Origin of the sequence: Streptomyces sp. NPDC026589, from assembly GCF_040638385.1 — a bacterium.
Classification (GTDB): Bacteria; Actinomycetota; Actinomycetes; order Streptomycetales; family Streptomycetaceae; genus Streptomyces.
This window is the reverse complement of record NZ_JBEZYG010000002.1, coordinates 611,949-629,720: the sequence shown is the minus strand read 5'-3', so window position 1 is coordinate 629,720 and position 17,772 is coordinate 611,949. Positions and strand designations below refer to the sequence as shown.

Sequence of the window (17,772 nt, the reverse complement as noted above, 5' to 3'; positions counted from 1 at the left end):
CACACATCACGAGAGCGGAACAACCGGTCGGAATAAGACCCGTTGTTCTCAGCGTCCTCGCTGTGTTATTGCCTACCGGTCACCGAAGTGAACCCATAGGACTTTCAAAGGAACCACCAACCTGCCGAAGCAGGCCGGGGTATCAACATATCTGGCGTTGACTTTTGGCACGCTGTTGAGTTCTCAAGGAACGGACGCTTCCTTCGGTCCCGTTTCACCGGGGCCCTCCGGGCGCTTCCCTTCGTTTACTTCTTTGTCTTGCTGTCCTGCTGTCTTGCGTTTCCGACTCTATCAGACTCTTTCGTGTCCGATTCCCGGTCGAAGCGGGTCTCACATCTCGCTTTCCAGGTCCTCCGCTTTCGCGTTCTCCCTTTCCGGCGAGTCCGACTTTACCAGACTCTTTTTCGTTCCGTTTCCGGTCCGAATTTGATTTCTGATGGCCTGCGGAGTGGCCTTGCCTTTCGGCGTGTTCACTACGTTAGCCGATTCTCTTGGCAACTCATAATCGAGTCGATAGAGCGAATACGGCATGCCGAATTCACACCCGCCAGGGTGAGTCGTAGGTAGTGGTTTGGTCGCTTCGAGTGGCTCGGCCCGGTCCGATGGACTGTGCCGATATCTGTACCCGTGTCAAGCGGCTCGGACTACATTAGGCGTCTGCCGAGAGTGCGTCAAGTTGCCTTGGTGCTCGGCCGACGGCGCGGTGCGTGGGCGCGGTACGGGCTCACCGTGGGGTCTCCCTCGATCCAGAAGCGCCACGGCTGGTGGGCGCCGTCGCCGCCCACCCCTGTCCGGGGGCCGCTGCGTACGAGGGCGCGCGGCGGCGGGGTGCCGTGCAGTACGGACAGGGCCGAAGCGGGGCCGCCGAAGAGATCGCTGCCGTCCAGGGCACGGTCCACATCAAGGGCGGTGGCGAGCCGGGCCGGGCCTTTGGCCAGTTCCTTGTCATTACGGGCCGAGAGACGTCGGTCGCGGGCCAGCGCGGCGCCGACGTCGATCTCGCCCGCCCGGAGCAGAACCCCGCTCGCACGGCCTTCCGGGCCGCAGACCAGGTTGAGGCAGTGCCACATCCCGTACGTGAAGTAGACGTATGCGTGACCGGGCGGGCCGAACATCACGCTGTTGCGCGCGGTGCGGCCCCGGAAGGCGTGCGATCCGGGGTCGACCTCGCCCGCGTACGCCTCCACCTCGGTCAGGCGCAGCTCGATCGTGCCCGCCGCGCTGCGGCGGACGAGCGTGCGGCCCAGGAGGTCGGGGGCCACTTCCAGTACGGAGCGGTCGAAGAACTGTCGTGTCAGTGGGGCGCGGTCCGGGGTCTTGGTCATGGCGACCGAGGGTACTGGGATCGCGCGGAAGGGAACCGGCTACCGTCGTGGCGCGTATGTAGGGGTCAGAACCTAGAAGGAGTGACTATGGGCTTCAAGCGGCTGCTCGCGAGCATGGGTGCCGGCGGTGCCTCGGTGGAGACCGAGCTCACCGAGGTGAACGTCGTCCCCGGTGGGGTCGTCCAGGGCGAGGTGCGGATCCAGGGCGGTTCGGTCGCCCAGCAGATCGAGGGGCTCTCCGTCGGCCTCCAGGCGCGGGTCGAGGTCGAGGGCGGGGACCAGGAGACCAAGCAGGACATCGAGTTCACCAAGCAGAGCCTCGGGGGCGCCTTCGAGGTGCAGGCGGGCGCGGTGCACGTGGTGCCGTTCGGTCTGGAGATCCCGTGGGAGACGCCGATCACCATGTTCGGCGGCCAGCAGCTGCGGGGGATGAACATCGGGGTGACCACCGAGCTGGAGATCGCCCGCGCGCTGGACTCCGGTGACCTGGACCCGATCAACGTGCACCCGCTGCCGGCGCAGGAGGCCATCCTGGACGCCTTCCGGCAGCTGGGCTTCGGCTTCCGCAGCGCGGACATGGAGCGCGGACACATCCGCGGTACGCGTCAGCGGCTGCCGTTCTACCAGGAGATCGAGTTCGTGCCGCCGACGCAGTACCGCGGTCTGAACCAGGTGGAGCTGACGTTCATCGCCGACGACCGCGAGATGGACGTCGTCCTGGAGATGGACAAGAAGCCGGGGCTGTTCAGCGAGGGCAGCGACTCCTACCGCGCGTTCAAGGTGGGGCTGCAGGACTACCAGCAGACCGACTGGGCCGCTTACCTCAACCAGTGGCTCGCCCAGGTCGGCGGACAGCGCAACTGGAGCTAGGGCCTGGAGGAGGGCACCGCCCCCTAGAGTCGGGTGGGAAGGCAGACGAACCGATACAGGAGAGGTGCGAGACGTGACCGAGCCGAAGAGGGCCCCGCTGCCGCACGACTTCCATCCGGAGGTCCCGGCGTTCACCGTGGTGAGCGACGACCTGGCGCCGGGGGCTGTGCTGGGCGATGCCCAGGTGCTTGCGGGCGGGAACACTTCGCCGCAGCTGCGGTGGGAGGGTTTCCCCGAAGGGACCAGGAGCTTCGCCGTGACGTGCTTCGACCCGGATGCCCCGACGGGCAGCGGGTTCTGGCACTGGGTGCTCTTCGACGTCCCGGCCTCGGTGACGGAGCTTCCGGCCGGTGCGGGCAGCGGAAGGTTCGAGGGGCTGCCCGGAGGGGCCGTCCAGGCCCGCAACGACTACGGCTCCAAGGATTTCGGGGGTGCCGCGCCGCCGCCCGGGGAGAACCACCGCTATGTGTTCACCGTGTACGCGGTGGACACCGAGAAGCTCGGCATCGACAGCGACGCGTCTCCCGCCGTGGCCGGATTCAATCTCCGGTTCCACACACTGGGGCGTGCTCAGCTGATCGGTGAGTACGAGGCTCCTTCCGGCGATTAGTTCGTCTGCTGTTTGCCCTGCTCTGGTCTTGGAGAGATCAGAGCAGGGCATTTTTTATTGCGTTGTCCATCGCGGCCTGCCCAGCCAGAGTTGATCCGGGCCTGCCAGGGGGCGGGCGGCACACGGGAGGTGGGCAGGATGCGTGACACGCTGGTTCTCAACGCGAGCTTCGAGCCGCTGTCGACAGTGACGCTGAACCGTGCGGTGGTCCTGATCCTGACGGACAAGGCCGTCGTCGAGCAGTCGCATCCCGAGCTCCGTATGCGTGGTGCCGCCGTGGACATTCCGGTGCCCCGGGTGATCCGGCTCTGCCGGTACGTACGGGTGCCGTTCCGAAGACAGGCGCCGTGGTCCAGAAGGGGTGTGCTGATACGGGACCAGCACCGGTGCGCGTACTGCGGGCGGCGGGCGTCCACCGTCGACCATGTGGTGCCGCGCGCCCAGGGCGGGCAGGACACCTGGCTGAACACGGTGGCCTCCTGTGCCGAGGACAACCACCGCAAGGCCGCCCGGACGCCGGACCAGGCGGGGATGCCGCTGCTGAGGCAGCCGTTCGTCCCCTCCCCCGCCGAGGCGATGCTGCTGGCGATGGGGTCCGGCGACCGCTCGGCGCTGCCGGAGTGGCTGGACCGGGCAGCGGCGGCGTAGAGCGCCGGAGTGATCGTCCGACGCGGCCGCTGGGAGCCGTGACGTAGTCGGCGTACGTCGGGTGGTGTATCCGTGGGCCCGCCCCTGTGGGCGGGCCCACGTACGTCAGCGGAGCAGCAGTTGGATGATGGCCATCGTGCCGACGGCGACGATGAGGGCGCGCAGGACGGTGGGGCTCAGCCGGCGGCCGACCTTGGCGCCTATCTGGCCGCCGATGGCCGAGCCGACCGCGATGAGGACGACGGCGGTCCAGTCGAAGTGGGCCATGAAGAGGAAGAACAGCGCGGCGATGGTGTTGACCACGGCCGCCAGGACGTTCTTGACGGCGTTGAGGCGCTGCATGGTGTCGTCGAGCAGCATGCCCATCAACGACAGGTAGATGATCCCCTGGGCGGCGGTGAAGTAGCCGCCGTAGACGCTGGCGAGCATCAGGCCGGTGAACAGGAGTGGACCGCCGTCGGTGCGGGGCGTGGCACCGGTGCGTTCGCGGCGCCGCTGGACGGCTTTGCTGATGCGTGGTTGCAGGATCACCAGGACGAGGGCCAGGGCGACCAGGACCGGGACGATCGTCTCGAAGGCGGTGGAGGGCAGGGCGAGGAGCAGGGTGGCCCCGCAGAGGCCGCCGATCGCCGCGCCGACACTCAGTTTGAGGATGCGTCGGCGCTGTCCGGCGAGTTCCTTGCGGTAGCCGATGGCCCCGCTGATGGAGCCGGGGATGAGACCCAGCGCGTTGGACACGGTCGCGGTGACCGGCGGGAGGCCGGTGGCGAGCAAGACGGGGAAGGTGATCAGCGTGCCCGAGCCGACGATCGTGTTGATCGTGCCCGCTCCGACGCCGGCCGCGAAGACGGCGAGTATTTCCCAGATGGACAAGGCCATCTCCTTCGTTGGTCAGTGACGCCTCCCCGCCATGAAGGTCGAGGGGCCTCACTGATCATGCACGAAAGGGCTTTCGGGTCAGGAGACCGGGGGTTCCTCGCGTCGTTCCACCGCCGGGGCGGGGATGGAGCCGTGACCGTTTCCGCCGCCGTTGCCGCCATTGCCGCCATTGCCGTTGCCGCCGTTGCCGTTGCCGCCATTGCCGCCGGTGTTGAAGCCGGGCATGCCACCACCGACGTTCCCGAAGGCTCCGCTGAGGCCCTTGAGCGCGTCGCCGATCTCGCTGGGCACGATCCAGAGCTTGTTGGCGTCGCCCTCGGCGATCTTCGGGAGCATCTGGAGGTACTGGTACGAGAGGAGCTTCTGGTCCGGGTCTCCGGCGTGGATGGCCTCGAAGACCGTGCGGACGGCCTGGGCTTCGCCTTCGGCGCGCAGGGCCGCCGCCTTGGACTCGCCTTCGGCCCGCAGGATCGCGGACTGCTTCTCGCCCTCGGCGGTGAGGATCTGGGACTGCCTGATGCCCTCGGCGGTGAGGATCGCGGCGCGCTTGTCGCGGTCGGCGCGCATCTGCTTCTCCATCGAGTCCTGGATGGAGGTCGGCGGCTCGATGGCCTTGAGCTCGACGCGGTTGACGCGGATGCCCCACTTGCCGGTCGCTTCGTCGAGGACTCCGCGCAGGGCGGCGTTGATCTCCTCACGGGAGGTGAGGGTCCGCTCCAGGTCCATGCCGCCGATGATGTTACGGAGGGTGGTGACGGTGAGCTGCTCGATCGCCTGGATGTAGCTGGCGACTTCGTAGGTCGCGGCGCGGGCGTCGGTGACCTGGTAGTAGATGACGGTGTCGATGTTGACTACCAGGTTGTCCTGGGTGATCACCGGTTGCGGCGGGAAGGGCACCACCTGTTCACGGAGGTCGATCCGGTTGCGGATCGAGTCGATGAACGGGACGACGATGTTCAGGCCCGCGTTCAGGGTGCGGGTGTAGCGGCCGAACCGCTCCACGATGGCGGCGCTGGCCTGCGGGATGACCTGAATCGTCTTGATCAGGGCGATGAAGACGAGCACCACCAGAATGATCAGAACGATGACGATCGAATTCATGGTGTCTCTCGTGCCCTTCGGTTGGCCGGTGGATCGCGGTGATCGGGGTCGGTTCTCACATGGAGCCGGTGGTCCGTGCGTTGGGGGCCGGTCCAGGTTTTCACGATGATCGACATGATCGACTTCGAGTCTGGCAGACCTGGGCCCGCCCCGTGCACGCTTCGGTCACATGACGACGGCCGTCGCTCCGTCGATGTCCACGACATCGACCTGGCTGCCGGGGTCGAAGACCTGGTCGGCGTCGAGCGTGCGGGCCGACCAGACCTCACCGGCGAGCTTGATGCGGCCTCCGGAAGCCGATACCCGTTCCAGCACGACCGCCTGACGTCCCTTCAGGGCGTCGATGCCGCTGGCGTGCCCTGCCTGTCCGGCCCGGTGTCTGGCGGCGATCGGGCGCACGACGGCGATCAGCGCGACCGAGACCAGGACGAAGACCAGAACCTGGGCGACGATCCCGCCGCCGAGGGCGGCGACGGCCGATGCGGCCACCGCCCCGACGGCGAACATCCCGAATTCGGGCATCGCGGTCAGGACGAGGGGGATGCCCAGCCCCACCGCGCCGATCAGCCACCACACCCATGCGTCGATGTCCACATGGTCATCGTAGGACTGTTGGTGCGTCACCGACAGGGCGCACGGGTGGCCAACTGCGGTGCACGGCCTGCCGATCGTGGCGCGAGGGCCTGTTTCCACCCGGCGGGAGGGCCGTACGCGGCGGAGTCGGGGTCAGGAGAGCGGGAGGCCGTGGGCGGTGTAGCGGTCGCCGGTGTGCTCGACGATGAGCGGCAGTCCGAAGCAGAGGGAGAGGTTGCGGGAGCTGAGCTCCGTCTCCATGGGGCCGGCCGCGAGGATCTTGCCCTGGCGGATCATCAGGACGTGGGTGAACCCGGGCGCGATCTCCTCGACATGGTGGGTGACCATGATCATGGAGGGGGCGAACGGGTCGCGGGCGAGGCGGCCGAGGCGGCGTACGAGGTCCTCGCGCCCGCCGAGGTCGAGCCCGGCGGCGGGCTCGTCCAGGAGCAGCAGTTCGGGGTCGGTCATCATGGCGCGGGCGATCAGGGTGCGCTTGCGCTCTCCTTCGGAGAGCGTGCCGAACCTGCGGTCCAGGTACGCGGTCATGCCGAGGCGGTCGAGGAAGGCGCGGGCGCGCTCCTCGTCGACGGCTTCGTAGTTCTCGTGCCAGGTGGCGGTCATGCCGTACGCGGCGGTGAGGACCGTCTGCAGCACCGTCTGGCGCTTGGGCAGCTTGTCGGCCATCGCCACGCCCGCCATGCCGATCCGGGGGCGGAGCTCGAAGACGTCGGTGCCGACGCCGCCGAGCTGTTCGCCGAGGATGGTGGCCGTTCCCGTGCTCGGGAAGAGGTAGCTGGAGGCGAGGTTGAGGAGGGTCGTCTTGCCGGCGCCGTTGGGGCCCAGGATGACCCAGCGCTCCCCCTCCTTGACCGACCAGGAGACATCGTCCACCAGAGCGCGTCCGTCGCGGACCACGGATACGTCCACCAGCTCCAGTACATCGCTCATGGCGCGTTGTCTCCCCATGCAGTCTCGTCGATCGTCGCGTGCCGGTGGGCACGGCTCCCAGGGAAAACCTACGCCACCGCGCGAGTGCTTCAGGCGTGAGGGCCGTTCCCAGGCGTTGCCTAGGCTGTCGGCATGCTTGTCGAACCACGTTCAGGGTTGTTGGCCGCTTGGGGAAACGCGCTTCTGGCGGGACTCGTCTCGCCGGACGAGGCGGCCCTCGCGATTGTCGGGGAGGACGCGGTGCACCGCGTCGATGGACTGCCGGGTGAGGCGGGGCCGGTCGGGCTCACGCTGGCGCTCGGCCGGCTGAGGCGGTTGGGGGCGACCGGGTTCCGGGTGGCGCTGCCGGTGCCGGGGCATCCGCTGGGGCTGAGCGGTCCGCCCGATTTCAACGCGCGGGCGCTGGAGGCGGAGGAGGCGGTGGTCGCGTACGGGGTGGCGTACGGGCTGGTGCCGGAGGTCACCGAGGCGGGGCCGGCCGGGGATCTGCACGTCGAGGTGGTGTGGCGGGTGCTGCCGGTACGGGAGGCGCCGCCCGCGGACGTGCCGTCCCTGGGCGAGGCGGAGCGGGAGCTCGCGGAGGCGTTGCGGGATGCGACGGCGGTGCTGTCGCGGCTGGACGTGGCCGGTTCCGGGCCGGTGGCGGAGGCCGCGGTGGACGCGTACCGGGCGCGGGCGGAGCTGGGGCGCGAGGTGCTGGCGCCCGGGTATCCGCCGCGGGCGGTGCGGGTGCTGGAGATGGCGCAGCGGGTGGGGCTGCTGGTCTCGGTGGCGTACGAGAACGGGCACGGCGGGGCGGTGAGCGCGTCGGAGATCGCGGCGCGGGGGGAGGCGTTGCGGCCGGTGGAGCGGGTGGCTCGGCGGGCTCAGGTGGCGGCGTACAACGCGTATGTGGAGGGCGGGGAGGTTCGGCGGTAGGCCCTGCGGCCTTCTGTCCTCAAGCGCCGGACGGGCTGGGGTGACCCCGGGGTGCGGGGGTCCCGGCTCGGGGGTCCCGGCTCGGGGGCCCCGGCCCCGGGGGTTCCGGCTCGGGGGCCCGTCCTCAAGCGCCGGACGGGCTGGGTGCGTATGGGTGCGGCCGGCCCGGCGGGGGCGGGGGTCCCACGGCCCTGGGGGGACGTACAGCTCGGCCCCCCTTGGCGAGGGTTCCGTCCTCAAGCGCCGGACGGGCTGGGTGGGTGCGCCGGGTCAGCTGGGTGGGGCGGCCCCGCGGCGGCGGGGGCCCCACGGCCCTGCGGGGTCGTAGGGCTCCGGGCGCCTTGGCGAGGGGTCCGTCCTCAAACGCCGGACAGGCTGGAGAGGGCCGGGCGGAGTCCGCGGGGCGAAAGCCGGACGGGCCCTTGGGGAAAGGAGGGGCGTCCGGCTTTCGGGAGGGGCTTGGGGGTGGGTCAGTGGTTGAGGCCGAAGTTGCCGAAGGCCGGGTTGAGCAGGCCCACCACGTTGACGGTGTTGCCGACCACGTTCACCGGGACGGCGACGGGAACCTGCGCGAGGTTGCCGCTGGCGACGCCCGGGGAGTGGGTGGCCACGCCATGGGCGTCGGCGCCGCTGTGACCGGTGGCGGAGGCGGCTCCGGCACCGGCGGCGACGAGCCCGCCCGCGATCATGGTGATGGCGGCGGCCTTCTTCAGGTTCTTCACTTCAGGATCCTCCTAGAGAGGCTGCGACAAGCCGTCGCAGCACGCCCTGGAGAACGCCGTACGGCCCGGAAGGATGCGCCGTACGGGTGACATACACACGACAGTATGAACCTCAGTCCGGACGGGAACCTGGGCGGCGCCGACGTCAGCCCGCCGCTCCGTTGCGTACCGCCCACAGTGCCGCCTGGGTTCGGTCGGCTACGTCGAGCTTCATCAGGATGTTCGACACATGCGTCTTGACCGTCTTCTCCGAGAGGACGAACGCACGGGCGATCTCGCGGTTCGAACGTCCGTCCGCGATGAGGCCGAGGACTTCGCGTTCCCGCTCCGTGAGCGTGCTCCCCCGGCCCGTGCCGGGACCCGCGTCGTCCTGGGCGAGCAGCGCTCCCGCGACCTCCGGCTGGAGCAGGACGTGACCGGCGTGGACCGATCGGATCGCCCCGGCCAGGGCGTCCGGGTCGACGTCCTTGTAGACGTAACCGGAGGCTCCGGCGCGCAGGGCGGGGACCACCGTGCGCTGCTCGGTGAAGCTGGTGACGATGAGCACCTTTGCGGGGTTGTCGAGCTCCCGGAGGCGGCGCAGGGCCTCGATGCCGTCGGTGCCGGGCATCTTGATGTCCATCAGCACGATGTCGGGGTGCAGCTCCTCGGTCCGGGCCACGCCCTCCGCACCGTCGGACGCCTCGCCGACGACCTCTATGTCGTCCTGGATCTCCAGGAACGTACGCAGTCCGCGGCGGACCACCTGATGGTCGTCGACCAGCAGCACCCTGATGATCTTGTCAGCCACCGGGGACCTCCATCTCGATCGTGGCGCCCTTGCCGGGCTCCGAGGCAACGGTGAGTCGGCCGCCGACGCTGTTCGCCCGGTGGCGCATGGAGACGAGGCCGAGGTGGCGGCCCGCCCGCCGCACGGCAGTGGGGTCAAAACCCGCCCCGTCGTCGGTGACACGGAGGACGGTGCCGGCGCCGCGCCGGACCAGGGAGACGCGCACGCGCTCCGCACCGGAGTGGCGCAGGGCGTTGTGGAGGGCCTCCTGCGCGACCCGGAGCAGTGCTTCCTCCTGGGCGGCGGGCAGCGCGCGCACTCCGCGGCTCTCGAAGGCGACCTCGGCGGCATGCGCCCGGTCCAGGACCTGGATCTGGGTGCGGAGGGTGGCGATGAGCCCGTCCTCGTCGAGGGCGGCGGGGCGCAGTTCCACGACGGCGGCCCGCAGCTCGTCGACCGCCTCGGCGGCGAGGGCGGCGACCTGCTGGAGCTCGCCCTTGGCGCGGACCGGGTCGCGGTCGACGAGGGCGGTGGCGGCCTGGGCGGTGAGGCGGAGCGAGAACAGCTTCTGGCTGACCGCGTCGTGCAGTTCGTGGGCCAGCCGGGAGCGTTCCTCGGCGATGGTCAGTTCACGGCTGCGCTCGTAGAGGCGGGCGTTGGTGAGCGCGATGGCTGCGTGCTGGGCGAACATCTGGAGCAGTTCCTCGTCCTCGGCGGTGAAGCCGCAGCCGCCCTCGGGCTTGGGGCACAGCTTGTTGGCGAGGAACAGCGCTCCGATGATCTCGTCGCCGTCCGTGATGGGCAGGCCGAGGAAGTCGGACATGTCGGGGTGGGCATCGGGCCAGCCCTCGAAGCGGGGGTCCTTGCGGACGTCGGCGAGGCGCTCGGGCTTCGACTGGTGGAGCATCGCGGCGAGGATGCCGTGCTGGCGGGGCAGCGGGCCGATGGCCTTCCACTGTTCGTCGCTGACGCCGTCGACCACGAACTGGGCGAAGCCGCCGTGGTCGTCCGGGACGCCGAGGGCCGCGTACTGGGCGTCGAGCAGTTCACGGGCGGAGGCGACGATCGTCTTGAGGACGTCGCCCACTTCGAGGTGCCGACTCATCGCGAGGAGCGCGGCACTCACCGCGGCCAGGCCGGACGGTGGGCGATGACTCATGGGATCACCGTACCGGCGAGGGCCGCACGGTCGTATCGGGCCGGGGGCGGTGGTGGAGGTGCGGGTGGCCTAGGTCCTGGCTGCGGGGCCCCTCCGCCGAAGGTCGTAGGACTGCCCGGGCCTGTACGACCTGTCGTCGAAGTACCGGGCCGCCGGGCGAGGCACGGTGCGACCGGGGCTTCCTCCGGTGGGTTCTCGGGGTCTCCCGGCGGAAGCCGACGGTACGAAGGGAGCGCCCACCCTGCCGGTCGCGACGATCACGGGTGGCCGTACCCGGCGTGGGGCGGCTACGGGGCGACGGCCGTGCTGGCGCTCCGAGCGGCTGGGGACGGGGGGCCGGCCGGATCTGGGGGTGACGCCGCGGCGGGACGTGCGGGTGGGGTGGTGGACGGGGTGGTGGACGGGGTGCTGACCGGGCTGGACGAGCCGGAGGCCTCGCACCTGCTGACGCCGCAGGCGGTGGCGGGGCGCGAGGCGCCGCGCCTCGGGTACGACACGGCGCTCCAGGAGCGCCACCTCTGGCACGAGTTCGGGGACGTCCACCTCATCCTGCCGGATGAGAAACGTGACGCTATGAATTGCTCTAGCAACGAACGGTGAGACCGTCACGTCGCCGATGTGAGCCCAGGCATAGGGCCTACGTCACTTACGAACGTACTTAGTGGGCACATAAGGGCGATTTAGACAGGCGCACATGGAGGTCAATTCGGACGAACAGGACCCTCTTCCACTACCCATCTTCGTACGTCACACCTTTGCCACCTGATTTTGCTGCCGCTAAGAATTGCTCTCGTCCCCGACGGAGGTACGCATCACCACCTCCGGTCTCGTCCTCCGTGAGGACACCCTGAGCATTCGAAGAGGTAGCCCTACATGTCTGCGACTCGCATACCCAGCCGTGTCCGTCGTCTGAACAAGGTCCAGAAGATCTCCGTGGCCGGTGTGTCGGCCCTTGGCGTCGCCGCCCTGACCTTCTCGCTCGTCCCGTCGAACGCCGAGGCCGAGATCGCCCCGCAGGCAGCGGCTGCCGCCGCGCCCGTGGCCTTCACCAACGCCGCGGGCTCCGCCCAGGCCAAGACCGTGCAGAACAGCATGCTCGAGCAGCACTCCACCGCCGAGCAGCTGGTGAAGGCCGCCGACGCCGCCAAGGCGAAGGCCGCCGCCGAGACCAAGGCCGCCGCCGCGAAGGCGAAGGCCGCGTCCGAGGCGAAGGCCAAGGCCGCCGCGGACGCCAAGGCGAAGGCGAAGGCCGCCGCCGAAGCGAAGGACAAGGCCGCCAAGGCCAAGGCGGACGCGAAGAAGCGCGGCACCGAGGCCGCGAACCGCTCCACCCCGCGCAAGCCCGTCTACGCGAACAACCTGGACGGCTGGATCCGCGAGGCCATGGCGATCATGAAGAAGGAAGGCATCCCCGGCTCCTACGAGGGGATCCACCGCAACATCATCCGGGAGTCCAGCGGTAACCGCTGGGCCATCAACAACTGGGACATCAACGCCCGGAACGGCATCCCTTCCAAGGGCCTGCTCCAGGTGATCCAGCCGACCTTCGACCGCTACCACGTGGCGGGCACCAAGAAGGACCTGTACGACCCGGTCGCCAACATCGTCGCCGCCTGCAACTACGCGGCCGACCGTTACGGCACCATGGACAACGTCGACAGCGCGTACTGAGCCCGGCCACACAGCTGAGCGCAGCCGTACACATGCCGGAGGCCGGCACCCCCGAGGGGGTGACGGCCTCCGGCATCGTTCCGTACGGGCCCTACTTGCGCATGACCTCGGGCTCGTGGCGGCGCAGCAGCCGGGAGACCGCGACAGCGCAGATGAGGCCGATCACCAGCAGCACGAGGATGTTGATCCCCCACTGGGTCGCCGTCGCCTCCCAGAGCGGGTCCAGGTCGGACGGGTTCTTCGGGTCCCACGGCGGCATCAGGTTGGCCAGGTCCAGCGTGGAACCGGCCGCTGCCACGCCCCAGCGGGAAGGCATCAGCCAGGTGAGCTGCTCCAGGCCGGCCGTCCCGTACACCTGGAAGAGGACTCCGGTGAACACCAGCTGGACGATCGCGAACATCACCAGCAGCGGCATGGTCATCTCGGAGGTCTTGACCAGCGCGGAGATCATCAGGCCGAACATCATCGAGGTGAACCCGAGCGCCACGATGGAGAGGCAGATCTCGACGGCCGGGGGCATGAACAGGCCCTCGGCCGGGAGGTCACGGGCGGCGAAGCAGATGGCGCAGAGGATGACGCTCTGCAGCGCGGTGATCACGCCGAGCACGATCACCTTGGACGCCAGATAGGCCGAGCGGGAGAGGCCGGTGGCCCGTTCCCGTTCGTAGATGACGCGTTCCTTGATCAGTTCTCGTACGGAGCTGGCCGAGGCGGCCAGACAGATGCCGACCGCGAGGATCAGCAGGATCATTCCGGCTTTCCCGTTGAACCGGGTCGGCGGGGTGGGCGCCGCCAGCCCGAACTCCGCCGGAATGACCGCGCTCAGCACACCGATCACCGCGGGCAGCGCCACCATCAGGCCGAGGAATGCCTTGTCGGAGGCGATGACGGAGACGTACCTGCGCACCAGGGTCCACAGCTGCGTGCCCCAGGTCTGCGGCTTCGGCGGGCGCATCTGCTGCGGGGGCGGCATGTTGACCGGCTGGGCCGCGACCGCGTCGATGTCGGCGGCGTACATCTGGTAGTGCTGCGAACCGCGCCAGCGGCCCGCCCAGTCGTAGTCGCGGTAGTTCTCGAAGGCGGAGAAGACGTCGGCCCAGCTGGTGTAGCCGAAGAAGTTCAGCGCTTCCTCCGGCGGACCGAAGTAGGCGACGGAACCGCCGGGGGCCATGACGAGGAGCTTGTCGCAGATCGCCAGCTCGGCGACCGAGTGCGTGACGACGAGTACCGTGCGGCCGTCGTCGGCGAGGCCGCGCAGCAGCTGCATGACATCGCGGTCCATGCCCGGGTCGAGGCCGGAGGTCGGCTCGTCCAGGAAGATCAGCGAGGGCTTGGTGAGCAGCTCCAGGGCGACCGAGACGCGCTTGCGCTGGCCGCCGGAGAGCGACGTGATCTTCTTGTCCTTGTGGATGTCGAGCTTGAGCTCGGCGAGGACCTCGGTGATCCGGGACTGGCGCTCGGCCTCGGTGGTGTCCGCGGGGAAGCGGAGCTTGGCCGCGTACTTGAGGGCCTTGGTGACGGTCAGTTCCTTGTGCAGGATGTCGTCCTGCGGGACCAGACCGATGCGCTGGCGCAGCTCGGCGAACTGCTTGTACAGGTTTCGGTTGTCGTAGAGGACGTCACCCTGGTTGGCGGGCCGGTAGCCGGTGAGCGCCTTGAGCAGAGTGGACTTTCCGGAACCGGACGGGCCGATGACCGCGATCAGCGACTTCTCGGGGACGCCGAAGGAGACGTCCTTGAGGATCTGCTTCCCGCCGTCGACCGTCACCGTCAGGTGGCGGGCGGAGAAGGAGACCTCACCGGTGTCGACGAACTCTTCCAGCCGGTCCCCGACCAGCCGGAACGTCGAGTGGCCGACGCCGACGATGTCGTTCGCGCCGATGAGCGCGGAGCCGGACTTGTGGAGCGGCAGACCGTTGACGTACGTGCCGTTGTGCGAACCGAGGTCGCGGATCTCGAAGCGGCCGTCGGGCGTCGCGTGGAACTCGGCGTGGTTGCGGGAGACCTGGAGGTCGGAGACGACCAGCTCGTTCTCCAGCGCACGACCGATGCGCATGACCCGGCCGAGGGCCAGCTGGTGGAACGTGGTCGGGCTGCGGTCGCCGTAGACCGGCGGCGCCCCCGCGGCGCCGCCCTGTCCCGGTCCGGCCGGGTGCCCGGGGCTCTGCTGGTGCGGCACCTTCTGGTGCGAAGGCTGCTGCTGCGGCGCCTGCGGCTGCTGCTGCCAGGCCTGCTGCGGGGCAGGGGCCTGGTGCTGGGCAGGGGCCTGGTGCTGGGCAGGGGCTTGGTGCTGGGCAGGGGCCTGGTGCGCGGGCGCCTGCTGTCCTTGCCAGCCCACGCCGCCCCCCTGGGGCTGGTGGTGGGGCTGCTGCACGGGTGCCTGCTGAGCACCGGCCGCGTGCCCGCCCGCGACGCCGGCGCCCGCGGCGGAGCTGAGGCTCACCCGGGGCCCGTCGGTGGCGTTGCCCAGATGCAGCACCGAGCCGGGGCCGATTTCCACCTGCTGGATCCGCTGGCCCCGCACGTAGGTGCCATTGGTGCTGCCGTGGTCCTCGATGAACCAACTACGGCCGCTCCAGCTGATCGTGGCATGCCGCCACGACACCCTGGCATCGTCGATCGTCAGGTCACCCTGAGGATCACGTCCCAGGGTGTACGACCTGGACGGATCGAGCGTCCAGGTGTTGCCATTCAATTCCAGTACGAGTTCCGGCACTCCGCGCCCCACTAGTTGTCCCCCGTGTTACCCCCATCGCAGGGAGTCTAGGGATGCTGAACATCGTGGGGAACTATTCCAGGAGCAGTCCCCTATCCGAAAGTCGGGCGGGTGAAGAGCGCGCGGAGACCTGCGCGAACGCCCCGATACCGGGGAGCGAAACAGCCACGGAACGGATGAAGTACGGATGAAGGGCCGGTTACCTCCCAGAGAAGGTTCATCGACCGTATAACGGCGAAAACAAGACGGCTGGTGTGCCCGAGCGCAAGACCCGTACCGGCCAGATCCGCAACGTCCCACGTCCCCGGGCCGAGGCCGCGGGGACCGCCGCTCGGCGCGGCGGACAGCGCCGGGGCGAATTCCGTCCGGCACTCGGGACGGGCGGCCGGAGGAGCCGGTGGGACCGATACGGTGGGAGCACCATGAGCGCATCTCAGCCACCTCAGCCCCTCTCGTCCTCCGAGCCCTCCGGGCCCCGCCGGGTCGACGGCCCCGGAGGCGGGATCCCTCCGGGCGGCGACGCACCCACGCTTCTCGTCAAGATCTTCGGCAAGGACCGTCCCGGCATCACCGCCGGGCTCTTCGACACCCTCGCCGCGTACGCCGTCGACGTCGTGGACATCGAGCAGGTCGTCACCCGGGGCCGCATCGTGCTGTGCGCTCTGGTCACCTCGCCCACCGCGGGCGGGACCACCGAGGGCGATCTGCGGGCGACCGTGCACAGCTGGGCCGACTCCCTGACGCTGCAGGCCGAGATCATCTCCGGTATCGGCGACAACCGCCCCCGCGGTGACGGCCGTTCCCATGTGACGGTGCTGGGACACCCCCTGACCGCGGAGTCGACCGCCGCCATAGCGGCCACCATCACCTCGACCGGCGGGAACATCGACCGTATCTTCCGGCTGGCGAAGTACCCGGTCACCGCCGTCGAGTTCGCGGTCTCGGGGACCGGGACCGCGAAGCTGCGGACCGCGCTGGCGACCGAGGCGGCGGAGATCGGCGTGGACGTCGCGGTGGTCTCGGCCGGGCTGAGCCGCCGGGCTCAGCGGCTGGTGGTCATGGACGTCGACTCCACGCTGATCCAGGACGAGGTGATCGAGCTCTTCGCGGCGCACGCGGGCTGCGAGGAGCAGGTCGCCCGGGTGACCGAGCAGGCGATGCGCGGCGAGCTGGACTTCGAGCAGTCCCTGCACGCCCGGGTCGCGCTGCTGGCCGGTCTGGACACGTCGGTGGTGGACAAGGTCCGCTCCGAGGTACGGCTCACCCCCGGCGCCCGCACCCTGATCCGTACGCTGAAGCGGCTCGGCTACCAGGTCGGCGTCGTCTCCGGCGGCTTCACCCAGGTCACGGACGACCTGAAGGAACGGCTCGGCCTCGACTTCGCCTCGGCCAACACCCTGGAGGTGGTGGACGGCAAGTTCACCGGACGGGTCGTCGGCGAGGTGGTGGACCGGGCGGGCAAGGCCCGGCTACTGCGGAGTTTCGCCGAGCAGGCGGGGGTGCCGCTGGCCCAGACGGTGGCGATCGGGGACGGGGCGAACGATCTCGACATGCTGAACACCGCCGGGCTCGGCGTCGCGTTCAACGCCAAGCCGATGGTCCGCGAGGCGGCGCACACCGCGGTGAACGTGCCGTTCCTGGACACCGTGCTCTACCTGCTGGGCATCACGCGTGAAGAGGTCGAGGCGGCGGACGGTCTCGTCGACTGACGGCCCCGGTCCGCCGCCGCCCCCGGCCGCCGGGTTCCGGAGTCGTACGCGGTCAGCTCGGCCGTACGCGGTCAGCTCGGCCGTACGCGGTCAGCTCGGCCGTACGCGGCAGGGCCCCGACTCGGGGACCTTGGGTTCTGGGCGCCGGGGCCCTGCGCATTCCTGGGTCGAGCGGTACCGGGCGGCGGGGCGTCCGGCGTCCGGTACGGCGCTCAGTCGTTCGGCGTCCAGTACTCGGTGAGCTTGCCGGCCCCGTGCTCCACACTCTTCCAGGAGCCGGGGAACTCGACCACGGCATAGGCGGCGGTGGGGAAGCCGTCCCGGGTCATCCGGGCCAGGGTGTCGCCCTCGGCCGATCCCGAGAGGGCGTCGGCGGCCCCGTGCATCCCGGGGTTGTGGCCGATGACCAGGAGGTTGCGCACCTCGTCCGGGGTCTCGTTGAACAGGGCGATCAGTTCACCGAGGGAGGCCTCGTACAGCCTCTCCTCGTAGACGGTCCGGGGGCGCTGGGAGAATTCATGGACCGCCAGCTTCCAGGTCTCCCGCGTCCTGGCGGCACTGGAGCAGAGGGCCAGATCGAAATCGATGCCGGAATCGGCGAGCCTGCGGCCGGCCACGGGCGCGTCCTTTCGGCCGCGCTCGGCCAGCGGACGCTCATGATCGGAAGCCTGTGACCATTCCGCCTTGGCATGCCGGAGAAGGACGATCCTGCGAGGTGTCTCGACGCTCATACACCTCAGCTTCGCATGAAACGCGGCCTCTGGCGCAGGGTGTTGACGTGCTCGTCCGGGGAGTTGGCGTGCTGGTCCGGGGCTGATTCGCATCAACGGGACAGCAGCTGGAGGGTCCGCTCGATCAGCTGTCCGAGCGCGGGATCGCCGGTGGTGGCGGCCTGGGCCTGTCCGGGGCTGAGGATCATCAGCAGCAGAGCGGCGAACGCGATGGCGGGCAGGGCGACGGCCCACCAGGGCAGTCGGATCTCGACACCGTCCGCGGCCGGTCGGTGGGACCTGGTGTGCGTCGGTGTCGGCATGTCCGCCTCCGTCAAGTCATCGGGTCGTCACCGAAGAACCTACGGACCGGAGGCGGTCGGCCCCATCCGGTGACCCACCCACTTCACCCTGACCCTGGCCCCCTAAGGGAAGGTGGTG

17 protein-coding genes and 1 pseudogene are annotated in these 17,772 nt (G+C 69.5%); 7 read left to right on the top strand and 11 right to left on the bottom strand.

Going from position 1 to position 17,772, the window contains the following annotated elements:
* Positions 1-671: 671 nt before the first annotated feature.
* Positions 672-1,325: a DNA-3-methyladenine glycosylase gene (locus AB0F29_RS05875; protein ID WP_361867747.1), complete on the bottom strand. Its 654-nt coding sequence runs from the start codon at positions 1,323-1,325 to the stop codon at positions 672-674.
* An 87-nt stretch (positions 1,326-1,412) separates the two neighbouring features.
* On the opposite strand from AB0F29_RS05875, the gene AB0F29_RS05870 reads away from it, so the two are divergent.
* The 3 genes from AB0F29_RS05870 (at position 1,413) to AB0F29_RS05860 (ending at position 3,453) form a co-directional block, all read left to right on the top strand.
* Positions 1,413-2,195: a sporulation protein gene (locus AB0F29_RS05870; RefSeq protein ID WP_018957755.1), complete on the top strand. Its 783-nt coding sequence runs from the start codon at positions 1,413-1,415 to the stop codon at positions 2,193-2,195.
* Between the two features lie 73 nt (positions 2,196-2,268).
* A complete protein-coding gene (locus AB0F29_RS05865; protein WP_361867745.1) occupies positions 2,269-2,805 on the top strand; it encodes a YbhB/YbcL family Raf kinase inhibitor-like protein in 537 nt (178 codons plus the stop codon).
* Between the two features lie 138 nt (positions 2,806-2,943).
* Complete coding sequence (locus AB0F29_RS05860) at positions 2,944-3,453, top strand: HNH endonuclease (RefSeq protein ID WP_361867743.1); 510 nt, start codon at positions 2,944-2,946, stop codon at positions 3,451-3,453.
* A 105-nt stretch (positions 3,454-3,558) separates the two neighbouring features.
* Here the strand turns inward: AB0F29_RS05860 and AB0F29_RS05855 are convergent, their stop codons facing one another.
* The 4 genes from AB0F29_RS05855 to AB0F29_RS05840 form a co-directional block, all read right to left on the bottom strand.
* Positions 3,559-4,332: a sulfite exporter TauE/SafE family protein gene (locus tag AB0F29_RS05855; protein WP_361867742.1), complete on the bottom strand. Its 774-nt coding sequence runs from the start codon at positions 4,330-4,332 to the stop codon at positions 3,559-3,561.
* 78 nt (positions 4,333-4,410) lie between these two features.
* A complete protein-coding gene (locus tag AB0F29_RS05850; protein ID WP_361867741.1) occupies positions 4,411-5,433 on the bottom strand; it encodes an SPFH domain-containing protein in 1,023 nt (340 codons plus the stop codon).
* Between the two features lie 165 nt (positions 5,434-5,598).
* Positions 5,599-6,027 (bottom strand): NfeD family protein, encoded by a 429-nt coding sequence (locus tag AB0F29_RS05845; protein ID WP_361867739.1) that lies wholly within the window; start codon positions 6,025-6,027, stop codon positions 5,599-5,601.
* Positions 6,028-6,159: 132 nt separating this feature from the next.
* On the bottom strand, positions 6,160-6,957 hold the full coding sequence (locus AB0F29_RS05840; RefSeq protein ID WP_361867738.1) for an ABC transporter ATP-binding protein: 798 nt from the start codon (positions 6,955-6,957) through the stop codon (positions 6,160-6,162).
* Between the two features lie 132 nt (positions 6,958-7,089).
* Here AB0F29_RS05840 and AB0F29_RS05835 point away from each other — a divergent pair, with 132 nt between their 5' ends.
* The gene (locus AB0F29_RS05835; RefSeq protein WP_361867736.1) at positions 7,090-7,875 is read left to right on the top strand and encodes a hypothetical protein; all 786 of its coding nucleotides are present in this window, start codon (positions 7,090-7,092) and stop codon (positions 7,873-7,875) included.
* 470 nt (positions 7,876-8,345) lie between these two features.
* Here AB0F29_RS05835 and AB0F29_RS05830 read toward each other — a convergent pair whose 3' ends face one another.
* The 3 genes from AB0F29_RS05830 to AB0F29_RS05820 form a co-directional block, all read right to left on the bottom strand.
* A complete protein-coding gene (locus tag AB0F29_RS05830) occupies positions 8,346-8,597 on the bottom strand; it encodes a chaplin (protein WP_361867735.1) in 252 nt (83 codons plus the stop codon).
* Positions 8,598-8,742: 145 nt separating this feature from the next.
* The gene (locus AB0F29_RS05825; protein ID WP_361867733.1) at positions 8,743-9,387 is read right to left on the bottom strand and encodes a response regulator transcription factor; all 645 of its coding nucleotides are present in this window, start codon (positions 9,385-9,387) and stop codon (positions 8,743-8,745) included.
* Positions 9,380-10,525 carry a GAF domain-containing sensor histidine kinase gene (locus AB0F29_RS05820; protein ID WP_361867731.1) on the bottom strand — a complete coding sequence of 382 codons (1,146 nt, stop codon included), beginning with the start codon at positions 10,523-10,525 and terminating at the stop codon, positions 9,380-9,382. The genes AB0F29_RS05825 and AB0F29_RS05820 overlap by 8 nt, the downstream gene beginning before the upstream one ends.
* A 390-nt stretch (positions 10,526-10,915) precedes the next feature.
* Here AB0F29_RS05820 and AB0F29_RS05815 point away from each other — a divergent pair.
* A pseudogene (locus tag AB0F29_RS05815) lies at positions 10,916-11,125 on the top strand (S-adenosylmethionine:tRNA ribosyltransferase-isomerase); the annotation flags it as partial.
* Between the two features lie 273 nt (positions 11,126-11,398).
* The gene (locus tag AB0F29_RS05810) at positions 11,399-12,196 is read left to right on the top strand and encodes a transglycosylase SLT domain-containing protein (RefSeq protein ID WP_361867730.1); all 798 of its coding nucleotides are present in this window, start codon (positions 11,399-11,401) and stop codon (positions 12,194-12,196) included.
* Positions 12,197-12,287: 91 nt separating this feature from the next.
* On the opposite strand, the gene AB0F29_RS05805 is transcribed toward AB0F29_RS05810, so the two are convergent.
* On the bottom strand, positions 12,288-14,924 hold the full coding sequence (locus AB0F29_RS05805; RefSeq protein ID WP_361867728.1) for an FHA domain-containing protein: 2,637 nt from the start codon (positions 14,922-14,924) through the stop codon (positions 12,288-12,290).
* A 410-nt stretch (positions 14,925-15,334) separates the two neighbouring features.
* On the opposite strand from AB0F29_RS05805, the gene serB reads away from it, so the two are divergent.
* Positions 15,335-16,621 carry a phosphoserine phosphatase SerB gene (serB, locus tag AB0F29_RS05800; protein ID WP_361867726.1) on the top strand — a complete coding sequence of 429 codons (1,287 nt, stop codon included), beginning with the start codon at positions 15,335-15,337 and terminating at the stop codon, positions 16,619-16,621.
* A 212-nt stretch (positions 16,622-16,833) separates the two neighbouring features.
* Here the strand turns inward: serB and AB0F29_RS05795 are convergent, their stop codons facing one another.
* The gene (locus tag AB0F29_RS05795) at positions 16,834-17,352 is read right to left on the bottom strand and encodes a histidine phosphatase family protein (RefSeq protein WP_361867725.1); all 519 of its coding nucleotides are present in this window, start codon (positions 17,350-17,352) and stop codon (positions 16,834-16,836) included.
* Positions 17,353-17,444: 92 nt separating this feature from the next.
* On the bottom strand, positions 17,445-17,654 hold the full coding sequence (locus AB0F29_RS05790; RefSeq protein ID WP_018957741.1) for a hypothetical protein: 210 nt from the start codon (positions 17,652-17,654) through the stop codon (positions 17,445-17,447).
* Positions 17,655-17,772: the final 118 nt, after the last annotated feature.